This window comes from Mesorhizobium sp. CA16 (assembly GCF_020165175.1).
Taxonomy (GTDB): Bacteria; Pseudomonadota; Alphaproteobacteria; order Rhizobiales; family Rhizobiaceae; genus Mesorhizobium.
Genome location: NZ_JAIUHP010000016.1, coordinates 65,860 through 90,658 on the forward strand (window position 1 = coordinate 65,860; position 24,799 = coordinate 90,658).

24 protein-coding genes are annotated in these 24,799 nt (G+C 63.5%); 9 read left to right on the forward strand and 15 right to left on the reverse strand.

All coding sequences use genetic code 11. The annotated features are described in order from the left end of the window. Positions 1-97: 97 nt before the first annotated feature. The 3 genes from LB525_RS21460 to LB525_RS21470 all read right to left on the reverse strand — a co-directional run bounded on the left by LB525_RS21460 (position 98) and on the right by LB525_RS21470 (position 2,305). Positions 98-862: an arginyltransferase gene (locus LB525_RS21460; protein WP_095767708.1), complete on the reverse strand. Its 765-nt coding sequence runs from the start codon at positions 860-862 to the stop codon at positions 98-100. Positions 863-1,008: 146 nt separating this feature from the next. Continuing rightward, complete coding sequence (locus LB525_RS21465; protein ID WP_224546761.1) at positions 1,009-1,479, reverse strand: RDD family protein; 471 nt, start codon at positions 1,477-1,479, stop codon at positions 1,009-1,011. Between the two features lie 106 nt (positions 1,480-1,585). Next, a complete protein-coding gene (locus tag LB525_RS21470; protein ID WP_224547041.1) occupies positions 1,586-2,305 on the reverse strand; it encodes a methyltransferase family protein in 720 nt (239 codons plus the stop codon). A 143-nt stretch (positions 2,306-2,448) separates the two neighbouring features. On the opposite strand from LB525_RS21470, the gene sthA reads away from it, so the two are divergent. Beyond that, a complete protein-coding gene (gene sthA, locus LB525_RS21475) occupies positions 2,449-3,837 on the forward strand; it encodes a Si-specific NAD(P)(+) transhydrogenase (protein WP_224546763.1) in 1,389 nt (462 codons plus the stop codon). 115 nt (positions 3,838-3,952) lie between these two features. On the opposite strand, the gene LB525_RS21480 is transcribed toward sthA, so the two are convergent. After that, entirely contained in the window at positions 3,953-4,618 is a 666-nt protein-coding gene (locus LB525_RS21480; protein ID WP_224546765.1) for an alpha/beta hydrolase, read from the reverse strand. Positions 4,619-4,818: 200 nt separating this feature from the next. On the opposite strand from LB525_RS21480, the gene LB525_RS21485 reads away from it, so the two are divergent. Continuing rightward, the gene (locus LB525_RS21485) at positions 4,819-6,057 is read left to right on the forward strand and encodes an OpgC family protein (protein ID WP_224546775.1); all 1,239 of its coding nucleotides are present in this window, start codon (positions 4,819-4,821) and stop codon (positions 6,055-6,057) included. Between the two features lie 49 nt (positions 6,058-6,106). Here the strand turns inward: LB525_RS21485 and LB525_RS21490 are convergent, their stop codons facing one another. Next, a complete protein-coding gene (locus tag LB525_RS21490) occupies positions 6,107-7,186 on the reverse strand; it encodes a LacI family DNA-binding transcriptional regulator (protein ID WP_224546776.1) in 1,080 nt (359 codons plus the stop codon). Between the two features lie 176 nt (positions 7,187-7,362). On the opposite strand from LB525_RS21490, the gene LB525_RS21495 reads away from it, so the two are divergent. Beyond that, on the forward strand, positions 7,363-7,506 hold the full coding sequence (locus tag LB525_RS21495) for a hypothetical protein (protein ID WP_224546778.1): 144 nt from the start codon (positions 7,363-7,365) through the stop codon (positions 7,504-7,506). 58 nt (positions 7,507-7,564) lie between these two features. After that, complete coding sequence (locus LB525_RS28590; RefSeq protein WP_263483149.1) at positions 7,565-7,696, forward strand: hypothetical protein; 132 nt, start codon at positions 7,565-7,567, stop codon at positions 7,694-7,696. Positions 7,697-7,715: 19 nt separating this feature from the next. Here LB525_RS28590 and LB525_RS21500 read toward each other — a convergent pair whose 3' ends face one another. Both LB525_RS21500 and LB525_RS21505 read right to left on the reverse strand, forming a co-directional pair. Then, complete coding sequence (locus LB525_RS21500; RefSeq protein WP_224530734.1) at positions 7,716-8,090, reverse strand: DUF423 domain-containing protein; 375 nt, start codon at positions 8,088-8,090, stop codon at positions 7,716-7,718. A 39-nt stretch (positions 8,091-8,129) separates the two neighbouring features. Next, the gene (locus LB525_RS21505; protein ID WP_224530798.1) at positions 8,130-9,377 is read right to left on the reverse strand and encodes an MFS transporter; all 1,248 of its coding nucleotides are present in this window, start codon (positions 9,375-9,377) and stop codon (positions 8,130-8,132) included. Between the two features lie 108 nt (positions 9,378-9,485). Between LB525_RS21505 and LB525_RS21510 the strand changes: the two genes are divergently transcribed. Continuing rightward, positions 9,486-10,151 (forward strand): GntR family transcriptional regulator, encoded by a 666-nt coding sequence (locus LB525_RS21510; protein ID WP_140842662.1) that lies wholly within the window; start codon positions 9,486-9,488, stop codon positions 10,149-10,151. Between the two features lie 99 nt (positions 10,152-10,250). Next, on the forward strand, positions 10,251-11,222 hold the full coding sequence (locus tag LB525_RS21515) for a glycosyl transferase family 90 (RefSeq protein WP_140842664.1): 972 nt from the start codon (positions 10,251-10,253) through the stop codon (positions 11,220-11,222). Positions 11,223-11,227: 5 nt separating this feature from the next. Here LB525_RS21515 and LB525_RS21520 read toward each other — a convergent pair whose 3' ends face one another. Then, a complete protein-coding gene (locus LB525_RS21520) occupies positions 11,228-12,271 on the reverse strand; it encodes an aldo/keto reductase (protein ID WP_224530732.1) in 1,044 nt (347 codons plus the stop codon). Between the two features lie 251 nt (positions 12,272-12,522). Here LB525_RS21520 and ppk2 point away from each other — a divergent pair, with 251 nt between their 5' ends. After that, complete coding sequence (ppk2, locus tag LB525_RS21525; protein WP_095767696.1) at positions 12,523-13,443, forward strand: polyphosphate kinase 2; 921 nt, start codon at positions 12,523-12,525, stop codon at positions 13,441-13,443. 182 nt (positions 13,444-13,625) lie between these two features. Here ppk2 and LB525_RS21530 read toward each other — a convergent pair whose 3' ends face one another. Further along, positions 13,626-14,270 carry a dihydrofolate reductase family protein gene (locus LB525_RS21530; protein ID WP_224546780.1) on the reverse strand — a complete coding sequence of 215 codons (645 nt, stop codon included), beginning with the start codon at positions 14,268-14,270 and terminating at the stop codon, positions 13,626-13,628. A 298-nt stretch (positions 14,271-14,568) separates the two neighbouring features. On the opposite strand from LB525_RS21530, the gene LB525_RS21535 reads away from it, so the two are divergent. Next, positions 14,569-15,090, forward strand: coding sequence for a GNAT family N-acetyltransferase (locus LB525_RS21535; RefSeq protein WP_224546783.1), 522 nt, complete (start codon positions 14,569-14,571; stop codon positions 15,088-15,090). On the opposite strand, the gene hemB is transcribed toward LB525_RS21535, so the two are convergent. Together hemB and LB525_RS21545 are read right to left on the reverse strand one after the other, a co-directional pair. Further along, positions 15,047-16,078 (reverse strand): porphobilinogen synthase, encoded by a 1,032-nt coding sequence (hemB, locus tag LB525_RS21540; RefSeq protein ID WP_140842672.1) that lies wholly within the window; start codon positions 16,076-16,078, stop codon positions 15,047-15,049. The two genes, LB525_RS21535 and hemB, sit on opposite strands and share 44 nt — an antisense overlap. A gap of 226 nt (positions 16,079-16,304) precedes the next feature. Next, complete coding sequence (locus tag LB525_RS21545; protein WP_224546785.1) at positions 16,305-17,018, reverse strand: helix-turn-helix domain-containing protein; 714 nt, start codon at positions 17,016-17,018, stop codon at positions 16,305-16,307. A 317-nt stretch (positions 17,019-17,335) separates the two neighbouring features. Here LB525_RS21545 and LB525_RS21550 point away from each other — a divergent pair, with 317 nt between their 5' ends. Beyond that, positions 17,336-18,694, forward strand: a complete 1,359-nt coding sequence (locus LB525_RS21550; protein ID WP_224546786.1) for an NAD(P)-binding domain-containing protein — start codon at positions 17,336-17,338, stop codon at positions 18,692-18,694. A gap of 52 nt (positions 18,695-18,746) precedes the next feature. On the opposite strand, the gene LB525_RS21555 is transcribed toward LB525_RS21550, so the two are convergent. From LB525_RS21555 to LB525_RS21570, 4 genes are all read right to left on the reverse strand, one after another. Further along, a complete protein-coding gene (locus tag LB525_RS21555) occupies positions 18,747-19,850 on the reverse strand; it encodes a mandelate racemase/muconate lactonizing enzyme family protein (protein WP_224546788.1) in 1,104 nt (367 codons plus the stop codon). Positions 19,851-20,045: 195 nt separating this feature from the next. Beyond that, a complete protein-coding gene (locus LB525_RS21560; protein WP_224546790.1) occupies positions 20,046-21,194 on the reverse strand; it encodes an efflux RND transporter periplasmic adaptor subunit in 1,149 nt (382 codons plus the stop codon). Between the two features lie 15 nt (positions 21,195-21,209). Further along, positions 21,210-24,407, reverse strand: a complete 3,198-nt coding sequence (locus tag LB525_RS21565) for an efflux RND transporter permease subunit (RefSeq protein ID WP_224546792.1) — start codon at positions 24,405-24,407, stop codon at positions 21,210-21,212. Further along, a complete protein-coding gene (locus LB525_RS21570) occupies positions 24,401-24,706 on the reverse strand; it encodes a hypothetical protein (protein ID WP_224526609.1) in 306 nt (101 codons plus the stop codon). Before LB525_RS21570 ends, LB525_RS21565 begins: the two co-directional genes overlap by 7 nt. Positions 24,707-24,799 lie beyond the last annotated feature (93 nt).

The window sequence follows — 24,799 nt, forward strand, 5'->3', positions numbered from 1 at the left end:
CAGGCGCACAGCGGCCACGCCGCGCTCGTTCCAGCCTGAGGGCCGAAAGACCGGTGTCCTCCTCCTTGAAACAGTTAAGGATGAAGCGTGGGGAGGTTCAGCGACTGACCGCTTCGTGGTCGTAGCGTTCCCAGCCTTTCGGGCCGAGATGCTCCTGCGGCATGAAGCGCATCTTATAATTCATCTTGCGCGAGCCGTTGACCCAGTAGCCGAGATAGACGTGGGGCAGTCCCATCGCCTTGGCGCGGGCGATGTGATCGAGGATCATGAACGTGCCGAGCGAGCGGTCCTCGAAGTCGGGATTGAAATAGGAATAGACCATCGACAGGCCATCGGCCATCTTGTCGGTGAGCGCGACGGCTATCAGCTCGCCATGGCCCTTGCCGGTGATGAACGTGTCGGGGCCGCGACGCCGGTATTCGATGATCTTGGTGTCGACATGCGTGTCTTCCACCATCATCGCATAGTCGAGCACGGTCATGTCCGACATGCCGCCGCGGCGATGCCGGGCGTCGAGGTAGCTGCGGAAGAGGGAGTATTGCTCCGTCGAAGGCTGCGCGTCATGCATGGCGCCGACGAGGTCGGCATTGTGCTGGATCACGCGGCGCATGTTGCGGCTGGGGCTGAATTCCTGCGCCAGGATGCGGACCGACACACAGGCGCGGCACGACTCGCAGGCCGGACGGTAGGCGATGTTCTGCGAGCGCCGGAAGCCGCCTTGCGTCAAGAGGTCATTCATCTCCGGAGCTTTGTCGCCGACAAGGTGCGTGAACACCTTGCGCTCGAACTGTCCCTCCAGGTAGGGGCACGGCGACGGCGCGGTCAGGAAGAACTGCGGCGACTGGGTCGGATGCTGCGTCATCTAATCTTGGAAACGCTCCTGCGAATCGCCCTACCTTTGGCCCGGTCGCCAAAAAATTCAACAGGATTATGCTGCCGCGATGGCCTTGGCCTGTTCATATTTAAGCACAGGCGCGCGGCGGTTTGATGCGCACGGCCGTGAATCCGTCAGATATCGGTGCGGGTTACTACGGTGCCGAGCAGCAGGTCGTGCAGCGTGCGCTTGCGGTCGGAGAACAGCGTGACCAGGAGCACCAGCGGCGTCAGGATGACGTTGCCGGCCCAGAACAGCACCGAGTGCACCACGGCCGTCATGCCGTCGATGCGGCTGCCGTCGAGCTTCTCCAGGCGGATGCCCATGATCTTCATGCCGGTCGTCGCTTGGTCGCGGCTGCCCAGCGTGTTCCAGATGTAGAGTATGGCGACCATCGGCACCAGTATCGAAAACAGCGCCCAGCCGAGGCCGAAGGTCAACAGGCCGAGAATGGCGACCAGAATGGCGAAGGGAATGGTCAGCAGCGCGACGAAGAAATAGTCGAGCAGGAAGGCGAAAATGCGCCTTGTCCGCACCCCGCGATAGGCGCGGGTGTCCTCGAACCTGGTCGTGATGATCTCGCCGTCCAATACGCGTGCGTTCATATCCGTTCCTCGATCGCAGCATCCCCATGGGAATGCCTGCCGCCTTTTCAAATGGTGAGGGCGGCCTGGAATTCAAGGAACGTGCCCGCCACCGTCGGGCGCGACGTCAGAAGATGCCGGGACAGAGCCTGTAGCGAACCCGCCCGAGATAGTCGCGATACTCCTCGGTCAGCGCCAGGATGCGCTCCTCGCGCAGGATGCGATGGATCTGGAACAGGGTAATGATCGCGTAGACGGCGAAATTGTAGAGCGAGAAGCTCGAAAGCAGGAACAGGATGTGCCCTGCCAGATAGCCGGCATAGATTGGGTGCCGCACGAACCGATAGGCGCCGCCGGTGACGACGCCGCGGTTGGCCGGCAGGATGGCGAAGGAGCGGCCAAGCGACATCTTACCCCAGATCACCAGCCACAGCGCCAGGAATTGCAGCGGCGCCGCGATATAGAGCGGGATGACGGCGATTCCATCCTGGAACGATACGAAACCCGAACCGAAAGCAGCCGTCACCGAGATGAATACCGTGAAAGGGCTCCAGTCGCGGACAATCGGCCGGCGCGCCAGCAGCAGCCAGGTAAAGGTCAGAACGTCGGAGATCATGAGCAGCAGGATGTTCAGCCGGCCCGGATCGATGACGAGGTGACGCGCACCGCGATAGACGAAGACCGCGGCGACCACCAGCGCGATGAAACGGAACAGGCCCTCGCGCAGGTCGGCGAGAACCGCGCTGCTCTGAAGGCCGGACCAGAAACCGGTCTCTGCGCCAGGCAGCGCATCGCTTTTGGAAATCGCCAACTCTGTTACCCCGGTGGTCCCCTCGACATGGACCATTGCACGCAAGCCTTGCCGTCCGGTTAAGGTTTCTCATGCTTTTGGTTGCATCGGCGGATTCGCCCGCCGAGGGAATGGTGTTGCCTGTTGAACATGACATTCTTCCCGGTCTAGCTTGCTGCGGCGCACAAAGGGGACGGGACATGGACTACGACATGCTTGTCATCGGCAGCGGCCCTTCGGGGCGCCGCGCCGCGGTGCAATCGGCCAAGCTTGGCAAGTCGGTGCTGGTGGTCGACAGGGGCCGGCGCCTTGGCGGCGTCTCGGTGCATACCGGAACCATCCCGTCGAAGACGCTGCGCGAGACGGTGCTCAACCTCTCGGGCTGGCGCGAACGCGGCTTCTACGGACGCGGCTACCGGGTCAAGCAGGACATTTCGATCTCGGATCTGGTCGACCGGCTGCACAAGACGCTCGACCATGAGGTCGAGGTGCTGCAGCACCAGTTCATGCGCAACACGGTGAAGAGCGCGCGCGCCGCGGCGAAGTTCCTCACGCCGAACAAGGTCAGCCTGACCGCCGATAATGGCGACTACAGCGAAGTCGGATTCGCCAACGCGCTGATCGCCGTCGGCACCAGGCCGCACCGCCCGGCCGACGTGCCCTTTGACAAGAAGCGCGTCTTCGACAGCGACGAGATGCTGGAGCTCCATCATCTGCCGCGCACGCTGACGGTGATCGGCGCCGGCGTCATCGGCGTCGAATACGCCACCATCTTTTCCGCTCTCGACGTGCCGGTGACACTGGTCGAACCGCGCAACACCATCCTCGACTTCATCGATCGCGAAATCGTCGACGACTTCATCCACCAGATGCGCGACCGCGGCATGACCATCCGCCTCGGCAGCACGGTGAAGGAGATCGCCTCGAAACCCGACCATGCCGAGGTGACATTGGCGGACGGCCGCACCATCCGCTCCGAGATGGTGCTTTACGCCGCCGGTCGCACCGGCAATGTCGCCAGCCTCGGCCTCGACACGGTCGGCATCGAGGCCGACGCCCGCGGCCGCATCAAGGTCGATCCGCAGACTTTCCAGACCAGCGTGCCGAACATCTACGCGTCGGGCGACGTTATCGGCTTCCCGAGCCTGGCTTCGACGTCGATGGAGCAGGGGCGAGTGGCGGCTTGCCACGCCTTCGGGGTTCACCTGCCGCCGCCGCCGGAGAGCTTTCCTTATGGCATCTACGCCGTGCCCGAGATTTCGACGGTCGGCCTGTCGGAAGAGCAGGTGCGCGACAGCGGCGCAGCCTATGAGGTCGGCCTGGCGCGCTTCCGCGAAACCTCGCGCGGCCACATCATGGGCGTCAGCAGCGGGTTCCTGAAGCTGTTGTTCTCGGTCGAGACGCGCCGCCTGCTCGGCGCCCACATCGTCGGCGAGGGCGCCACCGAGCTCATCCATATCGGCCAAGCCGTGATCAATCTCGGTGGCACGGTCGACTTCTTCGTCAACAACACCTTCAACTACCCGACGCTGGCCGAGGCCTACAAGATCGCCGGCCTGGACGCCTGGAACCGGATGGGACATGGGTGAGGGGATCGGGCGAGGCCGGTCGAGCAGCCCCTCAACGCGTGTCTGGACGATGTTCCTATAACATGCCGCGATGGTCTCGATCGTTGATGGCCGCACCGGGCCCCGCCTGGCCCAGTCAGGCGACCGCGACAGGCGCTGCCAGCCACTGCCGCAGGATCGCGGCGTCCGCATCGCCAAACTCGTGGCCCGAGGCGACGATGCGCGCGTCGACCTCGGCTTGGCGTTCGCTGAACAGTGTCACCAGGGCAGAGGCGAAAGGGCCATAGGTCTGGTCGGCCGCCCCGGCAATGATCAACACGCGGCTGCCGCCGAGGTTGGCCATCGGGGAGATGTCGAGCACCGGCATCGCCCTCAACAGCGCTGCCTGTCTGACAATGCCGGGATGGAGCAGCATCAGGCTGGAGACGACATTGGCGCCGTTCGAATAGCCAAGGAAGGTCGCGCGTTGCAGGTCGAGCCGCTGCACCTCCGCGACCTCCGTCACGAACTGGGCATAGGCGGCCGTCTCGGCATGGATGGAGACCTGCTCGAAACTGGTCGGCGTGATTCGCTCGAACCAGCGAAATCCGTCCTCCTGTGGAATGCGGCCGCGCGCCGCGACGATCACCGAACGCGGCGCGATCTGCCTTGCCAGCGGCAGCATCGTCGTCTCGTCGACACCTGACCCGTGCAGCACGAACAGGCACTCGCCGCTTGCGTTCGCCGGCCTCAGCAGACGGTAAGGAAAGGCGAGGTCCCGGCGCAGGATACTGTTTTTATCGCTATATTCGGAAGCGCTCATATCCATTTGATTCCATGAGAGATTCGTTGATTTGCCGGCTTCAAAACGGAATATTTTCGCGCTCCGCGAAAGTTGATTGAACCAGGCGCAATTCGGGCCGTTTTTCCGCCGATACACTCCCCCGTGGGAGGAATCGAAGCGGTGCGCCCCGGGGGTCGCATTTGCTGGCTATGAACAACCAGCTTTGAGGCCTTTTGTCGATGACCACCCCTGTTCCCAACGACCGCGATAAGCGTGTCGGAGAGCGCGATACGCGCATCAATGATCGTGACACACGTATCAACGATCGTGACACGCGTATCGACGTGCTGCGCGCGCTCGCGCTGCTCACCATTTTCGTCGACCATGTGCCTGGCACCGTCTTCGAGAACTGGACCTATAAGAATTTCGGCTTTTCCGACGCGGCGGAAGCCTTCGTGCTGATTTCCGGCATCTCGGTGGCGCTGGCTTACGGCACGAAGTTCAAGCCGGGCGGCCGGTTGCTCGCGACCTTGAAGATGTGGCGGCGCGCCGGGGTGCTCTACATCTCCCACATCGTCATCACGATGGTGGTGATCGCGCTGTTTAGCGCCGCCGCGCTGTTCGCGCACCGGCCGGAAATGCTGGCGATGATCAACATAGAACCCTTGATGCGCAACACGCCGCAGGCGCTGCTCGGCATCGTCACGCTCGGCCACCAGCTCGGCTACAACAACATCTTGCCGGTCTATGCGGCGCTGCTTCTGGCGGCGCCTGCTTTCGTGCTGTTCGTCAGCTATCGGCCCGTGCCGGCGCTGATCGCGTCCGGCTTGCTGTGGCTCGTCGCCGGCATCTGGCAGATCGCGCCGCCGAACTATCCGGAGCCCGGCCTCTGGTTCCTCAATCCGCTGTCCTGGCAATTCCTTTTCAACATCGGCCTTGCCGCCATGCTGCATGTGAAGCGCGGCGGGCGCATCCTGGTCAATCCGTGGCTGCTGGGTGTCGCCGGCATCTATGTGGTCGGCGCGGCGATCTGGGTGCACACTCCGCTCTGGGGTCAGATCACATGGTTCAACCTGCCGGTGGTGATCGGCGGCTTCGACAAGACCTTCCTGTCGCTGCCGCGGCTCTTGCACATTCTTGCGGTCAGCTATCTGATCGTCGCGCTGCCGACGGTCTCCAACCTCTTCCGCGTCCGGCCCGACAATCCGCTCGCGATCCTGGGCAAGCGCTCGCTGCCGGTTTTCATCGCCGGCACGCTGCTTGCCATGGCGGCGCAGGTGCTGAAGCTGATCAACCCGGGCGGCCCGGCCTACGACACGCTGCTGATCGCGGCAGGCATCGCCATGCAGCTCGCGCTCGCGCTCTACCTCGAATGGCTTGCCAGCCTCGGCCCATCCCGCGCCAAGCCGGTGCGCGAGGAGCCTGCGCGTGCGACATTCGGCGTGCAGCCGCTGCCGGCGCGGGCGGGCGGCTACTAGCCGCAGGGCGAGGAAATGCCTGCGATCTATCCGAATTGCCTGAGCCCGCTCAGGCTTTCGGTGCCGGCCCGGTCGAACCTCTGACGACGAACTCGACGCCCATCGTCTCGCGCCGCACCGCGCCATCATGGTCGAGAATCATGCGCGCGGCGCGGCGGCCGATCTCGGTGATCGGCTGGGCGATGGTGGTCAGTGGCGGCGTGGACAGCGCGCCGTCCGGCACGCCGTCAAAGCCGACAATGGAGACATCGCCGGGAACGTCGAGCCCCCTTGCTCTCAGCCAGTCGATGGCGATCAGCGCCATGCGGTCCGACATCGCCAGGATGGCGGTCGGCGGTTCGCCGCTGGCGAAGATCGCCTCGAGGCCGGCCCTGGTGCTTTTTTCCTCGTTCTCGGTCTCATAGACCGGGATTTTCGCCGTATCGATGCCGAAGCGGGAAAGCTCCTCGAAATAGCCCGCAAGGCGATCGCGCGTTCCGGTGTAGACCGCGCTGCGCACCGCTTCCGGCGTTACGAAGCCGGTTCGGTTGTCGGCAAAGCCCAGCGACAGGACGGCGAAACGGCGATGGCCAAGCTCGGCGAGATGGCGCGCGGCGAGCCTGGCGCCGGCGACATTGTCGACGCCGATGGCCGATACGGTCTCGTCCTGGAAGCCGAGCTCCAGCGCAACGAAGGGCAACCTGCGCTCGCGCGTCAGGTCGACAAGACGCGAGCCGCCTTCGATGCAGAACAGTACAAAACCATCGACAAGCGCGCTCTGAATGTTCCAGGCCAGCTTTTCCTGATTGGCGGCCGAGACCAGCGCGATGCCCGCGCCGGTGGCATCGCAGGCTTCGGAAATGCCGGCCATCATCACGCGGGCGAACGGATCGTCGAAGAAGTAGGAGAGCGGCTCGGTGGTGGCGACGCCGATGGCGTTGACCTTGCCGGCGCGCAGCAGGCGGCCTTTCGGGTCTGGACCGGCATAACCCATCTGCTCCGCCACCGCCTTGACCCGCTCGCGCACTTCGGCGCGCACGATCTCGGGACGGCTGAAAACATTTGAGGCCGTGCCATGCGAGACGCCGGCGGCCTTGGCGATGTCGGCCAGCCTGATCGGTCTTGCCTGGCCTTCGAGGAGTGATGCCATGTCGTTCCTCCGAATCCGGTCACGGGAAGAACATGACCGCTGAATTGCTGCTGGTCATCTAACATTTTTGTTGGATCGATTCAAATCCTGCTTGACTTCGCGTGATTGAGGCCTATGATTTGAATCGATCCAAGTCCGCTCGCTTTTTGACGGAGCGGTTTCAACAGGAGGGTGCCATGCATCCGGTGAGTTACTTGTTCGAGGACATCTACGGCAACGACTGGGGCATCGCCTCGGCGGCCATTAGCCAGAAGCGGCGCGGCAGAGTGGGTCCCTGGCGCCGCGAACTGCGCTTCCTCGTGGAGCGCAAGCGCGGCTGAACCGTGGCCATTTTTCGTGTCCACGCATTGGATCGATTCAACTTGAGGAGAAGCAGTCATGCATCCGATTGGTCATCTTTTTCAGGACATCTACCGCAACTATTGGGGCATCACGCGCGGAACCGAGCAGCCCGAGCGGCGCCGCGCCAACGACCTGCCTGCGCGCAAGCACAAGCGGCGCGCCGATTAAAAACGCTCGCCGGAAATACCTACGGCCGAGGACGCCACAGCGCCGAGACGGCGATCGCTACCCAGCCGGCGATCAAAAGTGTACCGCCGATCGGCGCCGACATCGGGAACAGCCGCGAGCCGAGAAAGTCGCGGGCGAGCAGATCGCCGCAGAACAGAAGCAGGCCCGCGAGCAGGACGAGGCTGGCGATTCTGAGGCAGCGATTGCCGCCGGCAAGGCCGATGGCAAGGAATGCCGACGCATGCATCAGCAGGAAATTGGCCGCCGTGCCGGTGAAGGCGCCACCGCGATGCGCCGCCGTCGCCGACAGCACTACGCCGGCCGCGCCGACGAGGCCGGCTGCCAGCACGAGGATGCGGCTCCCGCCATCTGATGCCTGCCCGGCAATGCTCATCCTGGATCTCCATGCTGCGGTTGAGGTGGAGGCGCCGGTTTAGGATTCGCCAGCTTCGAGCAGCATATGCCGCGCCCGGCGCGACTGGACAATCCAGTTATAGGCAGCACCGAGCGCCATCAGCACCGCTGTGCCCAGAAACACCGAGCGCATACCGAAATGCCCGCCGACGAAGCCGCCGGACAGCGGTCCCGCGACCTGGCCGACATATTGCGCCGAGATCGCCAGGCCAAGCACATTGCCGCCGACCCCATCAGGGATATTGTGGCGGATGACGCTGGTGATGCAGGGCAACAGTCCGCCCAGCGCCAGGCCCATCAGGAAGCGCAGGCCGATCAATTGCCAGCCATTGGTGACGTAGGCTTGCGGAATGAGCAGCAATGCCGAGACCGCCAGCGCACCGACCACGACGTTCCAGTGGCCGACGCGGTCGGCGAGTTTTCCCAACCAGGACGAGGACAGGATGGTACCCAGCGCCGCCGCGGACATGACGACGCCTGCGACCATGGTCACCTTGCTCTGGTCCTCGACGAGCTGCTGCACATAGACGGTGATGATCGGCTCGATCGACATGGTGGCGAAGGCGAGCAGCATGCCGGTGGCCAGCATGGCGACGATCGGCCGCTTGTCGGGGATCTGCGACCAGCCGCTTTTCGGCTTCGTCGTCGAGGCGGGCTTGGGCGCCGGCGGGTTCTCCTTGATCAGGAAAGTCGTCGCCAGGAAGGCCAGGAAAATGACGGCGCCGGACAGCAGGAAGGTCGCGCGGATGCCGATCAGCGGCGGCAGCAGGCCGCCCAGCAGCGGTCCGACCAGCGAGCCCGCCGTGATGCCCGCCGCCAGCACGCCCAGCGCCCAGCCGGAGCGCTCCTTGGGCGTCTGCATCGCCACCAGGATCGTTGAACCCGATGAATAACCGCCGGCAAAACCGATCAGCAATCGAAGCAGCACCAGCTGCCAGACGCTCTCAACCATGCCGGTCAACGACATGCAGATCGCCATGCCGAACGAAGCGCGTACCAGCATCAGCTTGCGGCCGTAGCGGTCGCCCAGCCGTCCCCACAAAGGCGCGACCAGCGCGGCCGCGAAGAAGGTCGCGCCATAGGCGATGCCCGACCACTGCACGATCGCCGCGTGGCCCTCGGCGCCGAGCTGCTCGACGTACAGCGGCAGGAACGGGAGAAGCAGCGTCATGGCGACAAGCGTGCTGAACGAGCCGGCGAAGCAGACGGCGAGATTGCGTCGCCAATGGATGTTGAAGCCGCTCTGTTCGGGTTCCTTGGGCGTCATGTCATGCGTGCCAATGCTGGGGTTGTTGCGGATACTAATTTGGGATACCAAGCTGGTATCCGTCAAAATGCGAGCGCCGTCAACGCGGCTTGGAAAACGGGACGACAAATGTCGCAGATGCAAAATGTCGAAAGACAGCTTCGCGAGATGATCCTCGGTTTGGAGATCGGCCCGGGCGAGCGGCTGACCGAGCGCTGGATCGAGAGCCGCTTCGGCGCGTCGCGCACGCCGGTGCGGGCCGCATTGCTGCGCCTGGAGACGGAAGGGCTGATCGGCCGCGACGGCCGCGGCTGGACGGTGGCGCCAATCAACCTTGCCGAACTCGGGCAGATCGCCGTCTACCGCGAGGCGGTCGAAGTCGCGGCGGTTCGCCTCACGGCGGCGCTCGAAGACCGTGGCGGCATCGACGTGATCGCGGCGATGCTCGATTCCTGCGATGCTGAGACGCCGCGCGAGGAGTGGCATCGCGTCGGCCTGGATTTCCACATCGAACTGGCAAGGCTTTCCGGCAACGAGTTTCTGCTCAGGGCGGTGCGCGACGCGATGACCAGGCTGTCGCGTGCGCGCTGGCTGGAGGTGCGCGATGAGAAGGCGCTCGGCCGTGCCTGGGCCGAACATCATGCCATCCTCGCCGCCGTCAGGAGCGCCGATGCCGATGAAGCGGCGCGACTGCTTTCCGCTCACATCGCCGGCAGCCGAGATCGGCTGGTCACCTCATTGCATGACGACCGGCGCGGTTTGCGCGCACGCGGGTTTGCCGTGGTCGCGGCTTGAGGGAAAGCGTCGACACAACGCCGGTTGCATTAGCGGGCTTGCAACATGGCCGGGAGAATGCTGTAGGAGACGAGGGGAACTTGCTGAACTCGCGGACGTATGGCCACACTCTCTCGAACCGCCGCAAAGCTGTTCTATTACGCGCGCAATTTCGCGCGCGACCGCGCACCGCAGTCCCTGTTTCGCGACCGCCTCGCCAGCCGGCTTGAACAGGCCATGCTTTCGGGCAAGACGGTTCGCGAGCGGCTGAACTACTACAACAAGCTGGAACACCCGTTCGTGCCCAGTCCGGACGCCGTAGCCGTCGGCAAGCTGCCGTCCTCTTCCAGCATGTATTATTACGACCTCAAGGAATTCGCGCGCTATTTCGATCCCGGCCTGCTGATCGATTTCGAATTCGGCGACGTTGTCGGGGTTCCGGAGTTCCCGAGGATCGTCAAGGACCGGCCCATCGGCGACGACAATGCGAACGGCGTGCTGATGAAGCTGAACAAGTTCCGTCACTTCTACATGCCGCCCGACAACCTGTCTTTCGCCGCCAAGCGTCCGATGGTGGTCTGGCGCGGTCATCTCAACAATCCGATTCGCACCCGCTTCGTCGAAAAAGCCGCCGACCTGCCGATTTGCGATGCGGGTTCCCACAGGGCCGATGCGCCGGACGGATACCGCAAGCCGTTCCTGAACATCGAGCAGCAGCGACAGTATCGCTACATCGTCTCGCTCGAAGGCAATGATGTCGCGACGAACCTGAAATGGATCATGAGCTCCAATTCACTCTGCCTCATGCCGGAACCGACCTACGAAACCTGGTTCGCCGAAGCCCAGGTCGAGCCCAACGTCCACTATGTGCCCCTGCAGCCGGATTTCTCCGACCTGCTCGACAAGGTGGCCTATTTCGAAAAACATCCCGACGAGGCGGGACGGATAACCGCCGCCGCCAATGCCTATTGCCGCAGATTCGGCAATGAGCAGGACGAGCAGGCGATCTCGCTGCTCGTCCTCTACAAATATTTCGTGCTGAGCGGGCAGATTAAGCCCGACGCGGAAGTCTGGCGCTTTATCGCCGGCTGAGCGTTTTAAGCGTGAGAGCGGTCGAGCACCTCGTCGGCCGGCCCGAAACGATCCCTGGCCGTGAACTGCTGGTGCCAATAGGGATAAAGCACCGGCGGCCGGCTGACGATGTCGAGACGCTGCCGTTCGTCCTCGGTGAGCGACAGGCTTGCCGCGGCGAGGTTGTCCTTGAGCTGCGCCTCGTTGCGCGCGCCGATCACCAGCGAGCTTACGGCCGGTCGGCCGAGCAGCCAGGCAAGCGCCACCTGCGCGCCCGAAACGCCGCGTGCCTTGCCGATGAAGTTGAGCACGTCGACAATGCGCCACAGGCGATCCTCATCGCGGATCGGCGGTTCCGTCCAGCCGCCGATCTGGCGCGCGGTCGGGCTGTCGCGATGGTATTTGCCGGAGAGCAGTCCGCCGGCCAGCGGGCTCCAGACGAGCACGCCGAGGCCCTGGTCGACCGAGATCGGCAGCAATTCGTATTCGGCCTCCCGCGCTTCCAGCGTGTAGTGGATCTGCTGAGTGATGAAACGGGCCTGATGGCGGCTGTCGCTGACGGCAAGAGCCTTCATTACCTGCCAGCCCGACCAGTTGGAGCAGCCGATATAGCGGATCTTGCCCTGATTGACCAAGGTGTCGAGCGCCGCGATCGTTTCCTCGACCGGGGTGAGCCCATCCCATTGGTGGACGAAATAGACGTCGATGACGTCGGTCCTGAGCCGCTTCAGGCTCTTTTCGCACTCGCGGATCAGGTGATGGCGCGACAGGCCTTCGTCATTGGGGCCGGTGCCGATACGCATGCGCGCCTTCGAGGCGATCAGCACATCGTTCTTGCGCTTGCCGCCAAGCGCCTCGCCGATGATCTCTTCCGACAGCCCATTGGAATAGACGTTTGCGGTGTCGATGAGGTTGATGCCGGCATCGATGCAGGTGTCGATGATGCGTTGGGCTTCCGAAAGATCCGAATTGCCGACGGCGGCGAACGGACCGGTGCCGCCGAAGGTCATGGTGCCAAGCGTCAATGTCGAGACTTTCAAGCCGGATCGGCCGAGCGTGCGGTATTCCATGTCGGTCCTCGCAATTTGTTTTGAAGAAGCGCCGTGGCGAGCGCCGGAAAGAGCGAGGGATTTGTAGGACAATTCCCGCCGCTTGTCGCCCCGCTATCGATACGGGGTCGATCACATATCTTCCATGTCGATGCAGCTGCCGGGCGATTGCAATAAAACCGTCATTGCGCCTCTGTATCTCAGTCGGCTTACGGAGTGTCCGGCCGGGGCTTCCGAAGCGGTGATGGCTGACAGGCAGACGGAGCAGCGCGATGAATGAACTGAAACCGAATTCCGGAGCCAAGGACTGGCTGGAGGCCGAGCTCGAGGATACGCTCGACGAGGACTATGAGCTGGAGCTGTCCGAGCCGGCGCTCTCGCTCGAGATCGCCAAGATCTACAAGAAGTCGCATCCGCCCTCCATCGAGCGCATGACCTATTTTCGCGAGCTGCTCAGGCTGCAGTCGGAGCTGATCAAGCTGCAGTCCTGGGTCGCCTACCACAAGAAGAAGCTGGTGGTGGTCTTCGAAGGCCGCGATTCCGCCGGCAAGGGTGGCGTCATCAAGCGCATCACGCAGCGGCTCAATCCGCGCATCGCCCGTGTCGTGGCATTGCCGGCGCCGACCGAGCGCGAGAAGTCGCAATGGTATTTCCAGCGCTACGTGCCGCATCTGCCCGCGGGCGGCGAGATCGTGCTGTTCGACCGCTCCTGGTACAACCGCTCCGGCGTCGAGCGGGTGATGGGCTTTGCCAATGGGGACCAAGTCGAGGAGTTCTTCCGCGACGTGCCCGAATTCGAGCGCATGCTGGTCCGTTCCGGAATCACCCTGGTGAAATACTGGTTCTCGATCACCGACGAGGAGCAGCAGATGCGCTTCCTGATGCGCATCCACGATCCGATGAAGCAGTGGAAGCTCTCGCCCATGGACCTGCAGTCGCGTGTGCGCTGGGAGCAATACACCAAGGCCAAGGAAGAGACCTTCGCCCGCACCAACATTCCGGAAGCGCCCTGGTTCATCGTCGAGGGCAACGACAAGAAGCGGGCACGGCTGAACTGCATCGACCATCTGTTGCAGCAGATGCCCTATGAGGAGGTTCCACACGAGGAAATCACGCTGCCGGAGCGCGTCTTCAATCCAGAATATGAGCGCCAGGTCCTGCCGCGCGAACTCTACGTGCCGGAGAAGTATTGAGGCGCCCTCCTTCTCCCCTTGTGGGAGAAGGTGGATCGGCGCGCAGCGCCGAGACGGATGAGGGGTGTTGGAAGAAATGAGGCGGTGACGATTTCCAGCTCGTCGCCAAGCTGGAGCACCCCTCATCCGACCTCGCTTCGCGAGGCCACCTTCTCCCACAAGGGGAGAAGGAGAAGCCTGGCCTACGCCCGCCCGATCATCACATGCGTGGCATCCGCCGTGGCAACCTGTTCCGTGCACTGATACCCCAGCTTCAGCATGTCGAGCCCGGCGAACAGATGCTCCCCTGAGCCGAGCAGGACAGGCGAGATGGCCAGATGCATCTCGTCGATCAAGCTCTCCTGCAGATACTGCCGAACGGTCGAGACGCCGCCGCCGACCCGCACATCCTTGCCGCCGGCCGCTGCCTTCGCCTGTTCGAGCGCCGAATGAATGCCGTCAGTAACGAAGTAAAAGGTCGTGCCGCCTTCCATCTCGATCGGTGCGCGTTTGTAGTGCGTCAGCACGAAAGTCGGCACATGATAGGGCGGGTTGTCGCCCCACCAGCCTTTCCATTTGTCGTCCGGCCATTCGCCGCGGCTCGGCGCGAACATGTTGCGGCCGAGGATCCACGCGCCGATATTCTCGAAGCTGCGGACCGCAAAATCGTTGTCGGTATCCGTGGTCCCGCTATCTTTGCCGATCATCTGGTGGAAAGAGCGGGTCTTGATCATCCATTTGTGCAGATTTTCGCCACCGACGCCCAGCGGCGTGTCGAGGCTTTGGTCGGGACCGGCGCCGTAACCGTCGAGCGACAAGGTGAAAGCGTTGACACGCAACTTGGACATGGCTGCCTCCTAAACCAGTTGTAATTCGAAATCAGTCTTTGGGATAGCTTAACTGATTGCGTATTGCAAGCAGTTTATTCCAGCGGGCTGACGACTTTCAGATCGGCCATCCTACCGGCCCGGTTGTTCCTCGAGGCGATCTGTGACAGCGTTTCTCCGGTCAGGGTAACGTTATGCCTGCGCGATGACCGCTCGACCCCAGGATCAGAAGCTTGCCATACGGGTGCTCACACCGCAGTTGTGGCCCGCGCTCGAGGACCTGTTCGGCGAAAAGGGCGCGACGGCGGGATGCTGGTGCATGTACTGGCGCATCGGCGCCGGCTACCGCATGCAACCGGCTGATCGCAACCGGTCGGCGTTCAAGACGGTGGTGCAAAGAGGACCGCCGCCAGGTTTGCTTGCGTTCGAAAGGGAAAAGGCCGTCGGCTGGTGTCAGATAACGCCGCGCAGTGCCTTGCCGCATCTGGGCAGGGTCTGGCGGCTGAGGGCTGGCGACGATGTGCCGGTATGGTCGCTGTCTTGTCTCTATATTCGCATCGGCTATCGCAGGCGGGGGATCGCCACCGCATTGATCGAGGGTGCGGTGGCGCTTGCCTTCAAGAGCGGCGCGCCAGCCGTGGAGGCCTATCCGATAGACGCGGAGCTGTCGCCCAGTGCGTCAAGCACCGGCTATGTCTCGACCTTCGAGCGCGTGGGTTTCGTCCGCGTGCCGTCTCCAACGAGGGAACGGCCAATCATGCGGCTTACCCGCACGAAAACGGAGCGGGCGTTCGAGGCTAGCCCCTCAGCATCTCCGCCACCACCGGCGCGAAATAGGTGAGCACGCCGTCACAGCCCGCCCGCTTCAGCGCAAGCAGCGATTCCAGCATCGCCTTTTCGCCGTCGATCCAGCCATTGGCGGCCGCTGCCTTGATCATCGAATATTCGCCCGACACCTGATAGGCGAAGGTCGGCATCCGCAGCTCGTCCTTCAGCCGGCGGATGATGTCGAGATAGGGCAGGCCGGGCTTGACCATCAGCATGTCGGCGCCCTCGGCGAGGTCCTGCTCGGCCTCGCGCACGGCCTCGTCGGAATTGGCATGGTCGATATAGTAGGTCTTCTTGTCGCCCTTGAGCAGGCCGGCGGTGCCGACCGCCTCGCGATAGGGTCCGTAGAAGGCCGAGGCGAACTTCGTCGCGTAGGACATGATCGCCACGTCCTGGAAACCGTTGGCGTCGAGCGCGTCGCGGATGGCGCCGATGCGGCCGTCCATCATGTCGGACGGAGCGATGATGTCGGCGCCCGAGGCGGCCTGAATGACGGCAGCCGCGGCGACCTGCTCCACCGTCTCGTCATTGACGATGATGCCGTCGCGCAGGATGCCGTCATGGCCGTGGCTGGTGAACGGGTCGAGCGCGGCATCGGTGATGATGCCGATCTCCGGCACCGCGTCCTTGATGGCGCGCGTGGCGCGGTTGATGACATTGTCGGGGTCGAGGATGTGCGATCCGGTCTGATCGCGCAGCGCAAGCTCGACATTGGGGAAGGTGGCGATGGCCGGGATGCCCAGCTTGGCCGCGCGCTCGGCTTCCTTCACCGCGAGGTCGATGGACAGGCGATAGACGTCCGGCATCGCGGCGATCGGCTCGCGCGTGTTCTTGCCGTCGATGACGAAGATCGGCCAGATCAGGTCGTTCACCGAAAGCTGGTTCTCCTGTACCAGCCGTCGCGACCAGTCGGCCTTGCGCATGCGCCGCAGCCGCCGGCTGCCGGTGATCTCATCGACGCTGCGCGCGCCGGCGGGCTTTGCGGGAGTGAATTTGTTCATCGCCGAAACTCTCTTTTGCGCCGGCTTTTACCACGCGTCTCCGCTGCTGACCAATGCGACACGATTGTGCCAGCGTCGAAGCGCGAGTTCCTCGCCCCTGCCAAAGGCGGGGGAGAGGTGGCCGCGAAGCGGACGGAGAGGGGGCCTTCGTAGGGCGCTCCCCTCTCCGTCTCGGCTTCGCCGAGCCACCTCTCCCCACTTTCGTGGGGCGAGGAACCAGAACGTCTCACCCCGCGCTGTTTTGCGGATAGCAGATGATCGACAGATAGCGCATCGGCAGCCGCGTCAACTCTTCCGGGCCGTGCGGCGCGTCGGCGTCGAAGAACAGGCTGTCGCCCGGTTTCATTGGATAGAGGTTGTTGCCGTGCCGGTAAACGACCTCGCCTTCGAGCATGTAGAGGAACTCCATGCCCGCATGCTGGAAAGTCGGAAACACGTCCGAATTCTCGGTCAGCGTGATCAGATAGGGCTCGACGACGACGCCGCTGGTGTTGGCGCCGATATGTCCGAGCAGGTTGTATTGATGGCCGGCGCGGGTGCCGCGGCGCTCGACATCGACGCCTTCGCCAGCCTTGACGAAGACGGCGCTGTGCTCTTCCTCGAAGCGCCGGAAGAAGGCGGTCACCGGAACGCCCAGCGCTCGCGACAGCGCCTGCAATGTCGTCAGCGACGGCGAGGTGATGCCGTTTTCGATCTTCGACAGCATGCCGAGCGAAATGTCGGTGGCGGTGGCGAGATCGGCGACGGTGATGCCGAGCTTCTTGCGGAACGCCCGCACCTCATGGCCGATCGCCACTTCCAGCACTTTCTCGCGCGTGTCGCGGATGGCGTGCGGATTTTGCGTCAACGGCGCGCGTATCGTGCGCCCGGCCGCCGAAACGCGCTTTAGCGGTGCCTTGCCCTTCGCTGCCGCATCGGTGCCGGAATTCTTGTTCGCCATGTCGCCCCCGACTCTCGCGGATTTATTTCACTCAAGGTGAACATATTCGGTGGCGATACAAGAGCGCAACCGCGACAGCAAGCCGCTGGCGGTTGCAGGGCGCGCCTGCTTCAACGTGACGCCGCCGCCTTTGTGCGCAAAAACCGTTTCACGCAAACGCCGCCGCCGCAGATGTTTGTTGACAGCACCAAAGACCCAATTACTGTCACTGTCAGTGAAATTTGTTTCGTGGGAGCAATTCCAGGAAAAGTGTCGAACGGTTTTCCGCCCGGAATTGCGTCAAGAAAAAAGTCGAAATCAAAAGGAGGAGGCCCGCAATGAAATCTCGTGTCGCCGTCATCGGAGCCGGACCGTCAGGCCTGGCCCAGCTAAGGGCCTTCAAGTCGGCCGCCGACAAGGGCGCCGAGATCCCGGAAATCGTCTGCTTCGAGAAGCAGAGCGACTGGGGAGGCCTATGGAACTACACCTGGCGCACCGGCCTCGACGAGCATGGCGACCCGGTGCACGGCTCGATGTACCGCTATCTCTGGTCGAACGGCCCAAAGGAATGCCTCGAATTCGCCGACTACACCTTCGAGGAACATTTTGGCCGGCCGATCGCTTCCTATCCGCCGCGGGCCGTGCTGTGGGACTACATCAAGGGCCGCGTCGAGAAATCCGGCCTGCGCGAATGGGTGCGCTTCAACAGCCCGGTGCGCATGGTGACCTATTCCGACGAGACCAAGAAGTTCACCGTCACCGCGCATGATCGCACCAACGACGTGACCTACTCGGAGGAATTCGACAACGTCGTGGTCGCTTCAGGCCATTTCTCGGTGCCCAACGTGCCTTTCTTCGAAGGTTTCCCCACCTTCAACGGCCGCATCCTGCACAGCCACGATTTCCGCGACGCCATGGAATTCAAGGGCAAGGACATCTTGATCATCGGCCGCTCCTATTCGGCCGAGGACATCGGTTCGCAATGCTACAAATACGGCGCCAAATCGATCACCTCCAGCTACCGCTCCAAGCCGATGGGCTTCAAATGGCCGGAGAACTGGAAAGAGGTGCCGCTGCTGCAGAAGGTCGTCGGCAAGACTGCGCATTTCAAGGACGGCACGACCAAGGACGTCGATGCCATCATCCTTTGCACCGGCTATCTGCATTCCTTCCCCTTCCTCACCGACGACCTCAAGCTCAAGACCGCCAACCGGATGTGGCCGCTCGATCTCTATGAAGGCGTCGTCTGGGAGAAGAACCCGAAGCTTTTCTACATCGGCATGCAGGACCAGTTCTACACCTTCAACATGTTCGACGCGCAGGCCTGGTATGCGCGCGACGTGATGTTAGGTCGCATAAAGCTGCCATCCGCCGAAGCGATGGCCGAGCACGGCGCCAAGTGGCGGGCGCGCGAGGAGACGCTGGAGGACGCCGAGCAGATGATCTGGTTCCAGGGCGACTACACCAAGGAGCTGATGGACCAGACCGACTATCCGGGCTTCGACGTCGAGGCGGTCAACCGCACCTTCATGGAGTGGGAGCACCACAAGATGGAAAACATCATGACCTTCCGCGACAACGCCTACCGCTCGCTGATGACCGGCACCATGTCGCCGCTCCATCATACGCCCTGGCTGCAGGCGCTGGACGATTCCATGGAAAGCTATCTCGAGATGAAAGGCGTGGCGGCCGAGTAGCACGGCGCGCTGGCGCCAATGTTCTCATACTCGACCCGCCTGATCTTCATCTTCAGCCGATCTCGAAGAACGGCTTGCCGAGCAGGCCAGGATCCACATCGATACCAAGGCCGGGGCCGTCGGGTACGCCCATATGGCTGCCGGTCACCGGCGGTGCGTTCCTGGCCGTACGCACCGTCACCCATTCGTGGAAGGCGATCGCGTGCAGCCGGCGCTCCTGCGGCGTCGACAGCGACAGATGCGCCATGGCGGCGGTGTCGATCTCGGCGCCGCCGGTGTCCTCGACCGTGACCATGAAGCCGAGATCGACGGCGACGTCGCGGATCAGACGGGTTTGCGTGACGCCGCCCAGCCGCGAGATCTTCAGCGTCAGCCCGTCGGCGGCGCCGCGGCGGTGGATCTCCAGCATCTCGCCCAGCGAGGTGACGGATTCGTCCAGCACCATCGGCTTGTCGAGCATGCGGCGCACTGACATGTTCTCCTCGATCGTCGTGCATGGCTGCTCGAACGTGTAGTCGATGCCGCGCGTGGCGTCGGCGAACTGGCGCGCCTGGTAAGGCGTCCAGCCGGCATTGGCGTCGCAGAAGATCACCGTGCCCTTCGGCACGGCGGCGGCCACTGCCGAGACCCGCTCGATGTCGTCGCGCACATTGCCGCCGACCTTGACCTGCAGGCGCCGGCAGCCTTCGGCGATGATCCTTTTGGCAAGCGCTGCCATCTGATCGAGCGTGCCGTGGGTGACGACCCGGTAGGTCTCCGCCATGTCGCTCTCGCGGCCGCCAAGCATGGTCACCAGCGGCACGCCGGCGGCGCGGGCGGCAAGATCCCAGCACGCCATGTCGAGCGCCGACTTGATGTAGGGGTGGCCCTTGAATGCCGTGTCCATCAGCCGGCCGATGCCGGCAAGGCCGCGTGGATCCTGGCCGATGAGATGCGGCGCGATCTCCGGCACGCCCGCGCGTGTGCCTGCGGGAAACGCGGCCGAGTAGAAATTGCCAAGCGGCGCCATCTCGCCCCAGCCGGTAACGCCGCTGTCCGAGGTGATGGCGACGATCACCGCGTCGAAGCAATCGGCGATCCGCCCCTTGGACATGCGGTAGGGACCGTCCACGAAGGGCTGCACGACATGATAGGCCTTGATGCTCTTGATCTTCACGTTTGTGTCCGTTGCGGGTCAGGTCATATTCTGATGAACCGACTGTAACACAATCAGGTTGTCGACAATCCAACAAGGGACCCGTCCGTAGAAGACTGTTCCTTTCGGGGTCGGAATTGTCTGACCCCAAATAGTAAACGGCGCCCTCGACGTGGGTATCGAGGGCGCCGTCGGACCGGAAACTGATGGGGGTTATCAGCTGGCCGGTTTCGGTTGCGGCAAGGGAGAAACCGGCATTCCGGGTCCGATCTTCTGCAAATTGCCCGTGATCACCTGGTCGGTCTCCGAGATGCCGGAGGTTACGGAAATCAGGTCGCCGTCGGTCGGGCCGAGCGACACCAGCTTCTGGTCGACGGTGTTGCCCTTGCCGATGACATAGAGGTATTTGCCGAGCTGGCTGGAACCCAGCGCCACCTGCGGCACCATCAGTGTGTTGGGCTGTTCCTTCACATGCAGCCGCACCCGCACATACTGTCCAGGCAGCAGCGTGAACTTGGCGTTGCCGATGGTGGCGCGCGCCGTGATCGTGCCGGTCGAATGGTCGATCGTGTTGTCGATGAAGGTCAGCTCGCCCTTCTGGCTGGGCTGGGTCTCGCCGGGCAACAGCACGTCGACGGCGATCGGACCGGCGGCCTTCGCCTGCTCGATCTGCACCAGATCGCTCTCGCTCGGATTGAAGGTCACGTAGATCGGATCGAGCTGCACCAGCGTGTTGAGCACCGTGCCGGCGACGCTGACCAGCGTGCCGACCGAAGCCTGGTTGCGGCCGATGCGTCCCGAGAACGGCGCCTTGATTTCGGCATAGCCGAGGTTGAGCTCGGCCGTCCGCACCGCCGCCTGGTCGACGGCAAGGGCGGCCTGGGCCGCGCGCAGATTGCTGGTGCGCTGGTCGAAGCTGTCCTTGTCGAGATAGCCGGCCTTGGCGAGGTCGGTGCCGCGGCCGAGATTGGATTTTGCATATTCGAGCGTCGCGCTATCGCGCTGCACCTGCGCCTTCGCCTGCTCCAGCGCGGCCTGATAGTCGTCGGGCGCGATACGGTAGAGCAGGTCGCCCTGCTTGACGTCGCTGCCGTCGGCAACCGTCTGCTCCTGCAGATAGCCCGGCACGCGCGCCTGCAGCGTGATGCTGCGGATCGACTCCACCCGCGCGGCGTAGTCGAGATAGATCGGCAGCGTCTTCTTCACGACATTCACCACCGGCACCGGCATTACGAAGGCCGCCGGCGCTGGCGCAGCACCCGCTGCGCCGCCGCTCAAATTGCCCATGTCGAGAAAGTGCACGCTGGCCACCGAGATCGCGCCGAGCGCGACGGCCGTTCCCAAAGCGATTTTCCATCTACGCATAATTGATCTCCAATCTTATTCGGCCGCCTGGGCGAGCGGCTGAAGCGCCGGCTCGGCGGTCGGTTCAATTTCGTCTTGCTGAGGCGCATCGTCGTGCGCCTTGGCAGGTTCCCTTTCGCCACGTTCGCGCAACTGCTCGATCACGGCGTAGAAGACAGGCACGAAGACCAGCGACAGGATCGTCGCCGCCACCATGCCGCCGAAGACGGTGGTGCCGATCGATTGCCGGCTGGCTGCACCGGCGCCCGTCGCGAACATCAGCGGCAGCACGCCGAGGATGAAGGCGAAGGCGGTCATCAGGATCGGCCGCAGCCTCAGCCGTGCCGCCTCCATCGCCGCCTCGACGATGGTCAAGCCTTCCTCGCGCCGGCGTCTGGCGAACTCGACGATCAGGATCGCGTTCTTCGCCGCCAGGCCGATCAGCATGACGAAGCCGATTTGCGAGTAGACGTCGATCTGCATGCCGCGCAGCAACAGCACGACGAAGGCGCCGAACAAAGCGAGCGGCACGGCCAGCAGCACCATGAAAGGCATCGCCCAGCTTTCATACTGCGCCGCCAGGATCAGGAACACGAAGACGATCGCCAGCCCGAACACGACAGAGGCGATCGATCCGGCCTTGAGCTCCTGGAAAGTGATGCCGGTCCATTCGTAGCCGAAGTCGCGCGGCAGCACATTCGCCGCCGCCCGCTCCATGGCCGCCACCGCTTGTCCGGACGAGAAGCCGGGGGCAGCGCCGCCATTGATCAGGGCCGAGGCGTTGTTGTTGTAATGCGGCACGGTCTCCGGCCCGACGATCGGCACCAGTCTGCCCAGCGTGCTCAGCGGCACCATGCCGCCCGACGCGTTGCGCACATAGAGCCGCGAGATGTCGGTGGCGTCGCCGCGCGCGTCCTTGTCGGCCTGGATGGTCACGCGGAAGGTGCGGCCAAACAGGTTGAAGTCGTTGACGTAGAGCGAGCCGAGATAGATCTGCAGCGTGTTGAAGACGTCCGGCAGGTTAAGGCCGAGCAGCTTCGCCTTGCTGCGGTCGAGGTCGTAGTTGAACTGCGGCGTCGAGGTCGAGAAGGATGAGAACAGCTGCTGCGGGTTGAGCTCCGGCTGCTTGCGCGCCTCGGCGAGCAGCGCCTGCGTGACGTCATTCAGCGCCGCACTGCCGCGCCCGGACAAATCCTCGACCTGGAACTCGAAGCCGCCGGTGGTGCCGATGCCCGGGATCGACGGCGGATCGAAGGAGAGCGCGAACGCATCCGGCATCTGCAGAAGCTTGCCGCGCACCTGCTCGACCAGTTTCGAGGCGCTCTGGTCGGGACCGCGTTCGTCCCATGGTTTCAGGATCGCGAACTCCACCGCCGAATTCGACTGCGCGGCGCTGGTCAGGAAGTTCAGGCCGCTGATCGAGCCGACGATGTCGACGCCGGGCGTCGATTGCAGGATGTCGCGCGCCTTCTGCGCCACCGCGTCGGTGCGTTCGAGCGAAGCGCCGTCGGGCAGCTGGATGACGACGAAGAAATAGCCCTGGTCTTCCACGGGAAGGAAGGTCGAAGGCAGTTTCTGCCAGACGAAATAGGTGGCGACGAGGCCGGCCGCGAACAGGCCAAGCATGATCCAGCGCAGCTTGATCAGAATGCGCACCCCATGCGCATAGGCATGCGACAGCCAGTCGAAGCCGGCGTTGAACCAGCGGAACAGCACGAACTGCGTCTCGCCGCGATGGCGCAGGAATGCAGCGCTCAGCGCCGGCGAGAGCGTCAGCGAGTTGAAGGCGGAGATGCCGACGGAGATCGCCACGGTCAGCGCGAACTGGTTGTAGAGCCGGCCCGAGACGCCCGGAATGAAAGCAACGGGAACGAACACCGCCATCAGCACCGCCGTGGTGGCGATGATCGGACCGGTCACCTCGGCCATCGCCGCGCGCGTAGCGGCCAGCGGCTTGAGTCCTGCCTCGAGCTGACGTTCGACATTCTCGACCACGACGATCGCGTCGTCGACGACGAGGCCGATCGCCAGCACCATGCCGAGCAGCGAGAGCATGTTGAGCGAAAAGCCCAGCATGTACATCACCGCCAGCGTCGCGATCAGCGAGACGGGAATGGCGATGGTCGGGATGATGGTGGTGCGCCAACTCTGGAGGAAGATGAACACCACCGCGACCACCAGCACCAGCGCTTCGCCGAGCGTGATCAGCACGTCGTGCATCGAGGCCGACACGAAACGCGTCGTGTCGTAATGCATGGCGTAGCTGACGCCCTTCGGGAAGCGCTTCGACAGCTCCTGCATCTTGTCCTTGACCCGCTGCTGCAGGTCGAGGGCGTTGGAGCCCGGCATCTGGTAGACGGCCAGAACCACGGTCGGGTCCTTGCCGAAGAAGGCGGAGGAAGAATATTGCAGCGCGCCGAGCTCGATGCGGGCGACGTCGCGCAGCCGCACAAGCGAGCCGTTCTGCGAATTGGCGCGCACGACGATGTCGCCGAATTCCTTCGGGTCACTAAGGCGGCCTACCGCATTGACCTGCATCTCGAAGGCGGTGCCGGCGGGCGCCGGCGACTGGCCGATCTTGCCGGCCGCCACCTGCACGTTCTGTTCGGCGATGGCGTTCTGCACGTCGACAGCGGTGATGCCAAGATCGGCAAGCTTGTCCGGATCGAGCCAGACGCGCATCGAATAGCGGCGCTCGCCGAAGATCTGCACGTCGCCGACGCCCGGCAGCCGCTTCAGCGGGTCGACCACCTGTAGATAGGCGAGGTTGCTCAGCGCCACCGGATCGACCGAACCGTCGGGCGAGGTGAGGTCGACGATCAGCACGAAATTGGGGTTCTGCTTCTTGATCGTCACGCCGCCCTGGTTGACGATGGCCGGCAGGGAGGATGCCGCTTGGCTGACGCGGTTCTGCACGTCGACCGCCGCCGTGCTCAGCGGATAGCCGACGTCGAAGGTGATGGTGATGGTGGACGAGCCGTCATTCGAGCTCGTCGACGACATGTAGGTCATGCCTTGCACGCCGTTGATCTGCTGCTCGAGCGGGGTGGTGACCGTATCGGCCACGACCTGGGCGCTGGCGCCCGGATAGTGCGCGCTGACCACGACCTGCGGGGGCGTGATGTCCGGAAACTGCGAGACGGGCAAGAGGAAATAGGCGATCGCACCGGCGAGCACCATGATGATGGCGATCGCCGACGCGAAGATCGGGCGGTGGATGAAGAAGTTCACCATGATGCGGACGCCTCGCCGAACGGGTTTGCGAAATGGCGCAGGCGCCGGGCCCGGCCGGAGCCGGAATCCCGCAGGAAGGATGGCGGGATGTTGCCCGGCGCCTGGTCAGCCGCGCGCTGGCGCAGCATCCGTTCGAAGGCTTTGGGGTCGATCCCGTCCGCCTTCATCACCAGCCGGATCATCGGATCCCGGATGGCTTCGTCGATCGTCAGGTCTTTGCGCTTTTGCATAGGAGTGGCTCCTTGCTCGGTCCGCATCGCTTGATCACGAACCGCTTTTTCTCGTTCTTCACCGGCCAAAGCCGCATGACAGGCAGGTTTTGCGTCCTATCTCACTCTGGCAGGGCTATCGGAGGGCCTTGTCGTTTGACGGCGAGTGATATAGGTGTTACC

Excerpts from the sequence above, each read along its gene's own strand:
- LB525_RS21490 (WP_224546776.1), bottom strand. The coding sequence starts at position 7,186 with ATGGCATCACTCCTCGAAGGCCAGGCAAGACCGATCAGGCTGGCCGAC.
- LB525_RS21485 (WP_224546775.1), top strand. The coding sequence starts at position 4,819 with ATGACCACCCCTGTTCCCAACGACCGCGATAAGCGTGTCGGAGAGCGC.
- LB525_RS21565 (WP_224546792.1), bottom strand. The coding sequence starts at position 24,407 with ATGGTGAACTTCTTCATCCACCGCCCGATCTTCGCGTCGGCGATCGCC.
- LB525_RS21465 (WP_224546761.1), bottom strand. The coding sequence starts at position 1,479 with ATGAACGCACGCGTATTGGACGGCGAGATCATCACGACCAGGTTCGAG.
- ppk2 (WP_095767696.1), top strand. The coding sequence starts at position 12,523 with ATGAATGAACTGAAACCGAATTCCGGAGCCAAGGACTGGCTGGAGGCC.
- LB525_RS21510 (WP_140842662.1), top strand. The coding sequence starts at position 9,486 with ATGTCGCAGATGCAAAATGTCGAAAGACAGCTTCGCGAGATGATCCTC.
- LB525_RS21515 (WP_140842664.1), top strand. The coding sequence starts at position 10,251 with ATGGCCACACTCTCTCGAACCGCCGCAAAGCTGTTCTATTACGCGCGC.
- LB525_RS21495 (WP_224546778.1), top strand. The coding sequence starts at position 7,363 with ATGCATCCGGTGAGTTACTTGTTCGAGGACATCTACGGCAACGACTGG.
- LB525_RS21480 (WP_224546765.1), bottom strand. The coding sequence starts at position 4,618 with ATGAGCGCTTCCGAATATAGCGATAAAAACAGTATCCTGCGCCGGGAC.
- LB525_RS28590 (WP_263483149.1), top strand. The coding sequence starts at position 7,565 with ATGCATCCGATTGGTCATCTTTTTCAGGACATCTACCGCAACTATTGG.
- LB525_RS21460 (WP_095767708.1), bottom strand. The coding sequence starts at position 862 with ATGACGCAGCATCCGACCCAGTCGCCGCAGTTCTTCCTGACCGCGCCG.
- LB525_RS21470 (WP_224547041.1), bottom strand. The coding sequence starts at position 2,305 with ATGGTCCATGTCGAGGGGACCACCGGGGTAACAGAGTTGGCGATTTCC.
- hemB (WP_140842672.1), bottom strand. The coding sequence starts at position 16,078 with ATGAACAAATTCACTCCCGCAAAGCCCGCCGGCGCGCGCAGCGTCGAT.
- LB525_RS21545 (WP_224546785.1), bottom strand. The coding sequence starts at position 17,018 with ATGGCGAACAAGAATTCCGGCACCGATGCGGCAGCGAAGGGCAAGGCA.
- LB525_RS21530 (WP_224546780.1), bottom strand. The coding sequence starts at position 14,270 with ATGTCCAAGTTGCGTGTCAACGCTTTCACCTTGTCGCTCGACGGTTAC.
- LB525_RS21535 (WP_224546783.1), top strand. The coding sequence starts at position 14,569 with ATGTACTGGCGCATCGGCGCCGGCTACCGCATGCAACCGGCTGATCGC.
- LB525_RS21505 (WP_224530798.1), bottom strand. The coding sequence starts at position 9,377 with ATGACGCCCAAGGAACCCGAACAGAGCGGCTTCAACATCCATTGGCGA.
- LB525_RS21550 (WP_224546786.1), top strand. The coding sequence starts at position 17,336 with ATGAAATCTCGTGTCGCCGTCATCGGAGCCGGACCGTCAGGCCTGGCC.
- LB525_RS21500 (WP_224530734.1), bottom strand. The coding sequence starts at position 8,090 with ATGAGCATTGCCGGGCAGGCATCAGATGGCGGGAGCCGCATCCTCGTG.
- LB525_RS21520 (WP_224530732.1), bottom strand. The coding sequence starts at position 12,271 with ATGGAATACCGCACGCTCGGCCGATCCGGCTTGAAAGTCTCGACATTG.
- LB525_RS21560 (WP_224546790.1), bottom strand. The coding sequence starts at position 21,194 with ATGCGTAGATGGAAAATCGCTTTGGGAACGGCCGTCGCGCTCGGCGCG.
- sthA (WP_224546763.1), top strand. The coding sequence starts at position 2,449 with ATGGACTACGACATGCTTGTCATCGGCAGCGGCCCTTCGGGGCGCCGC.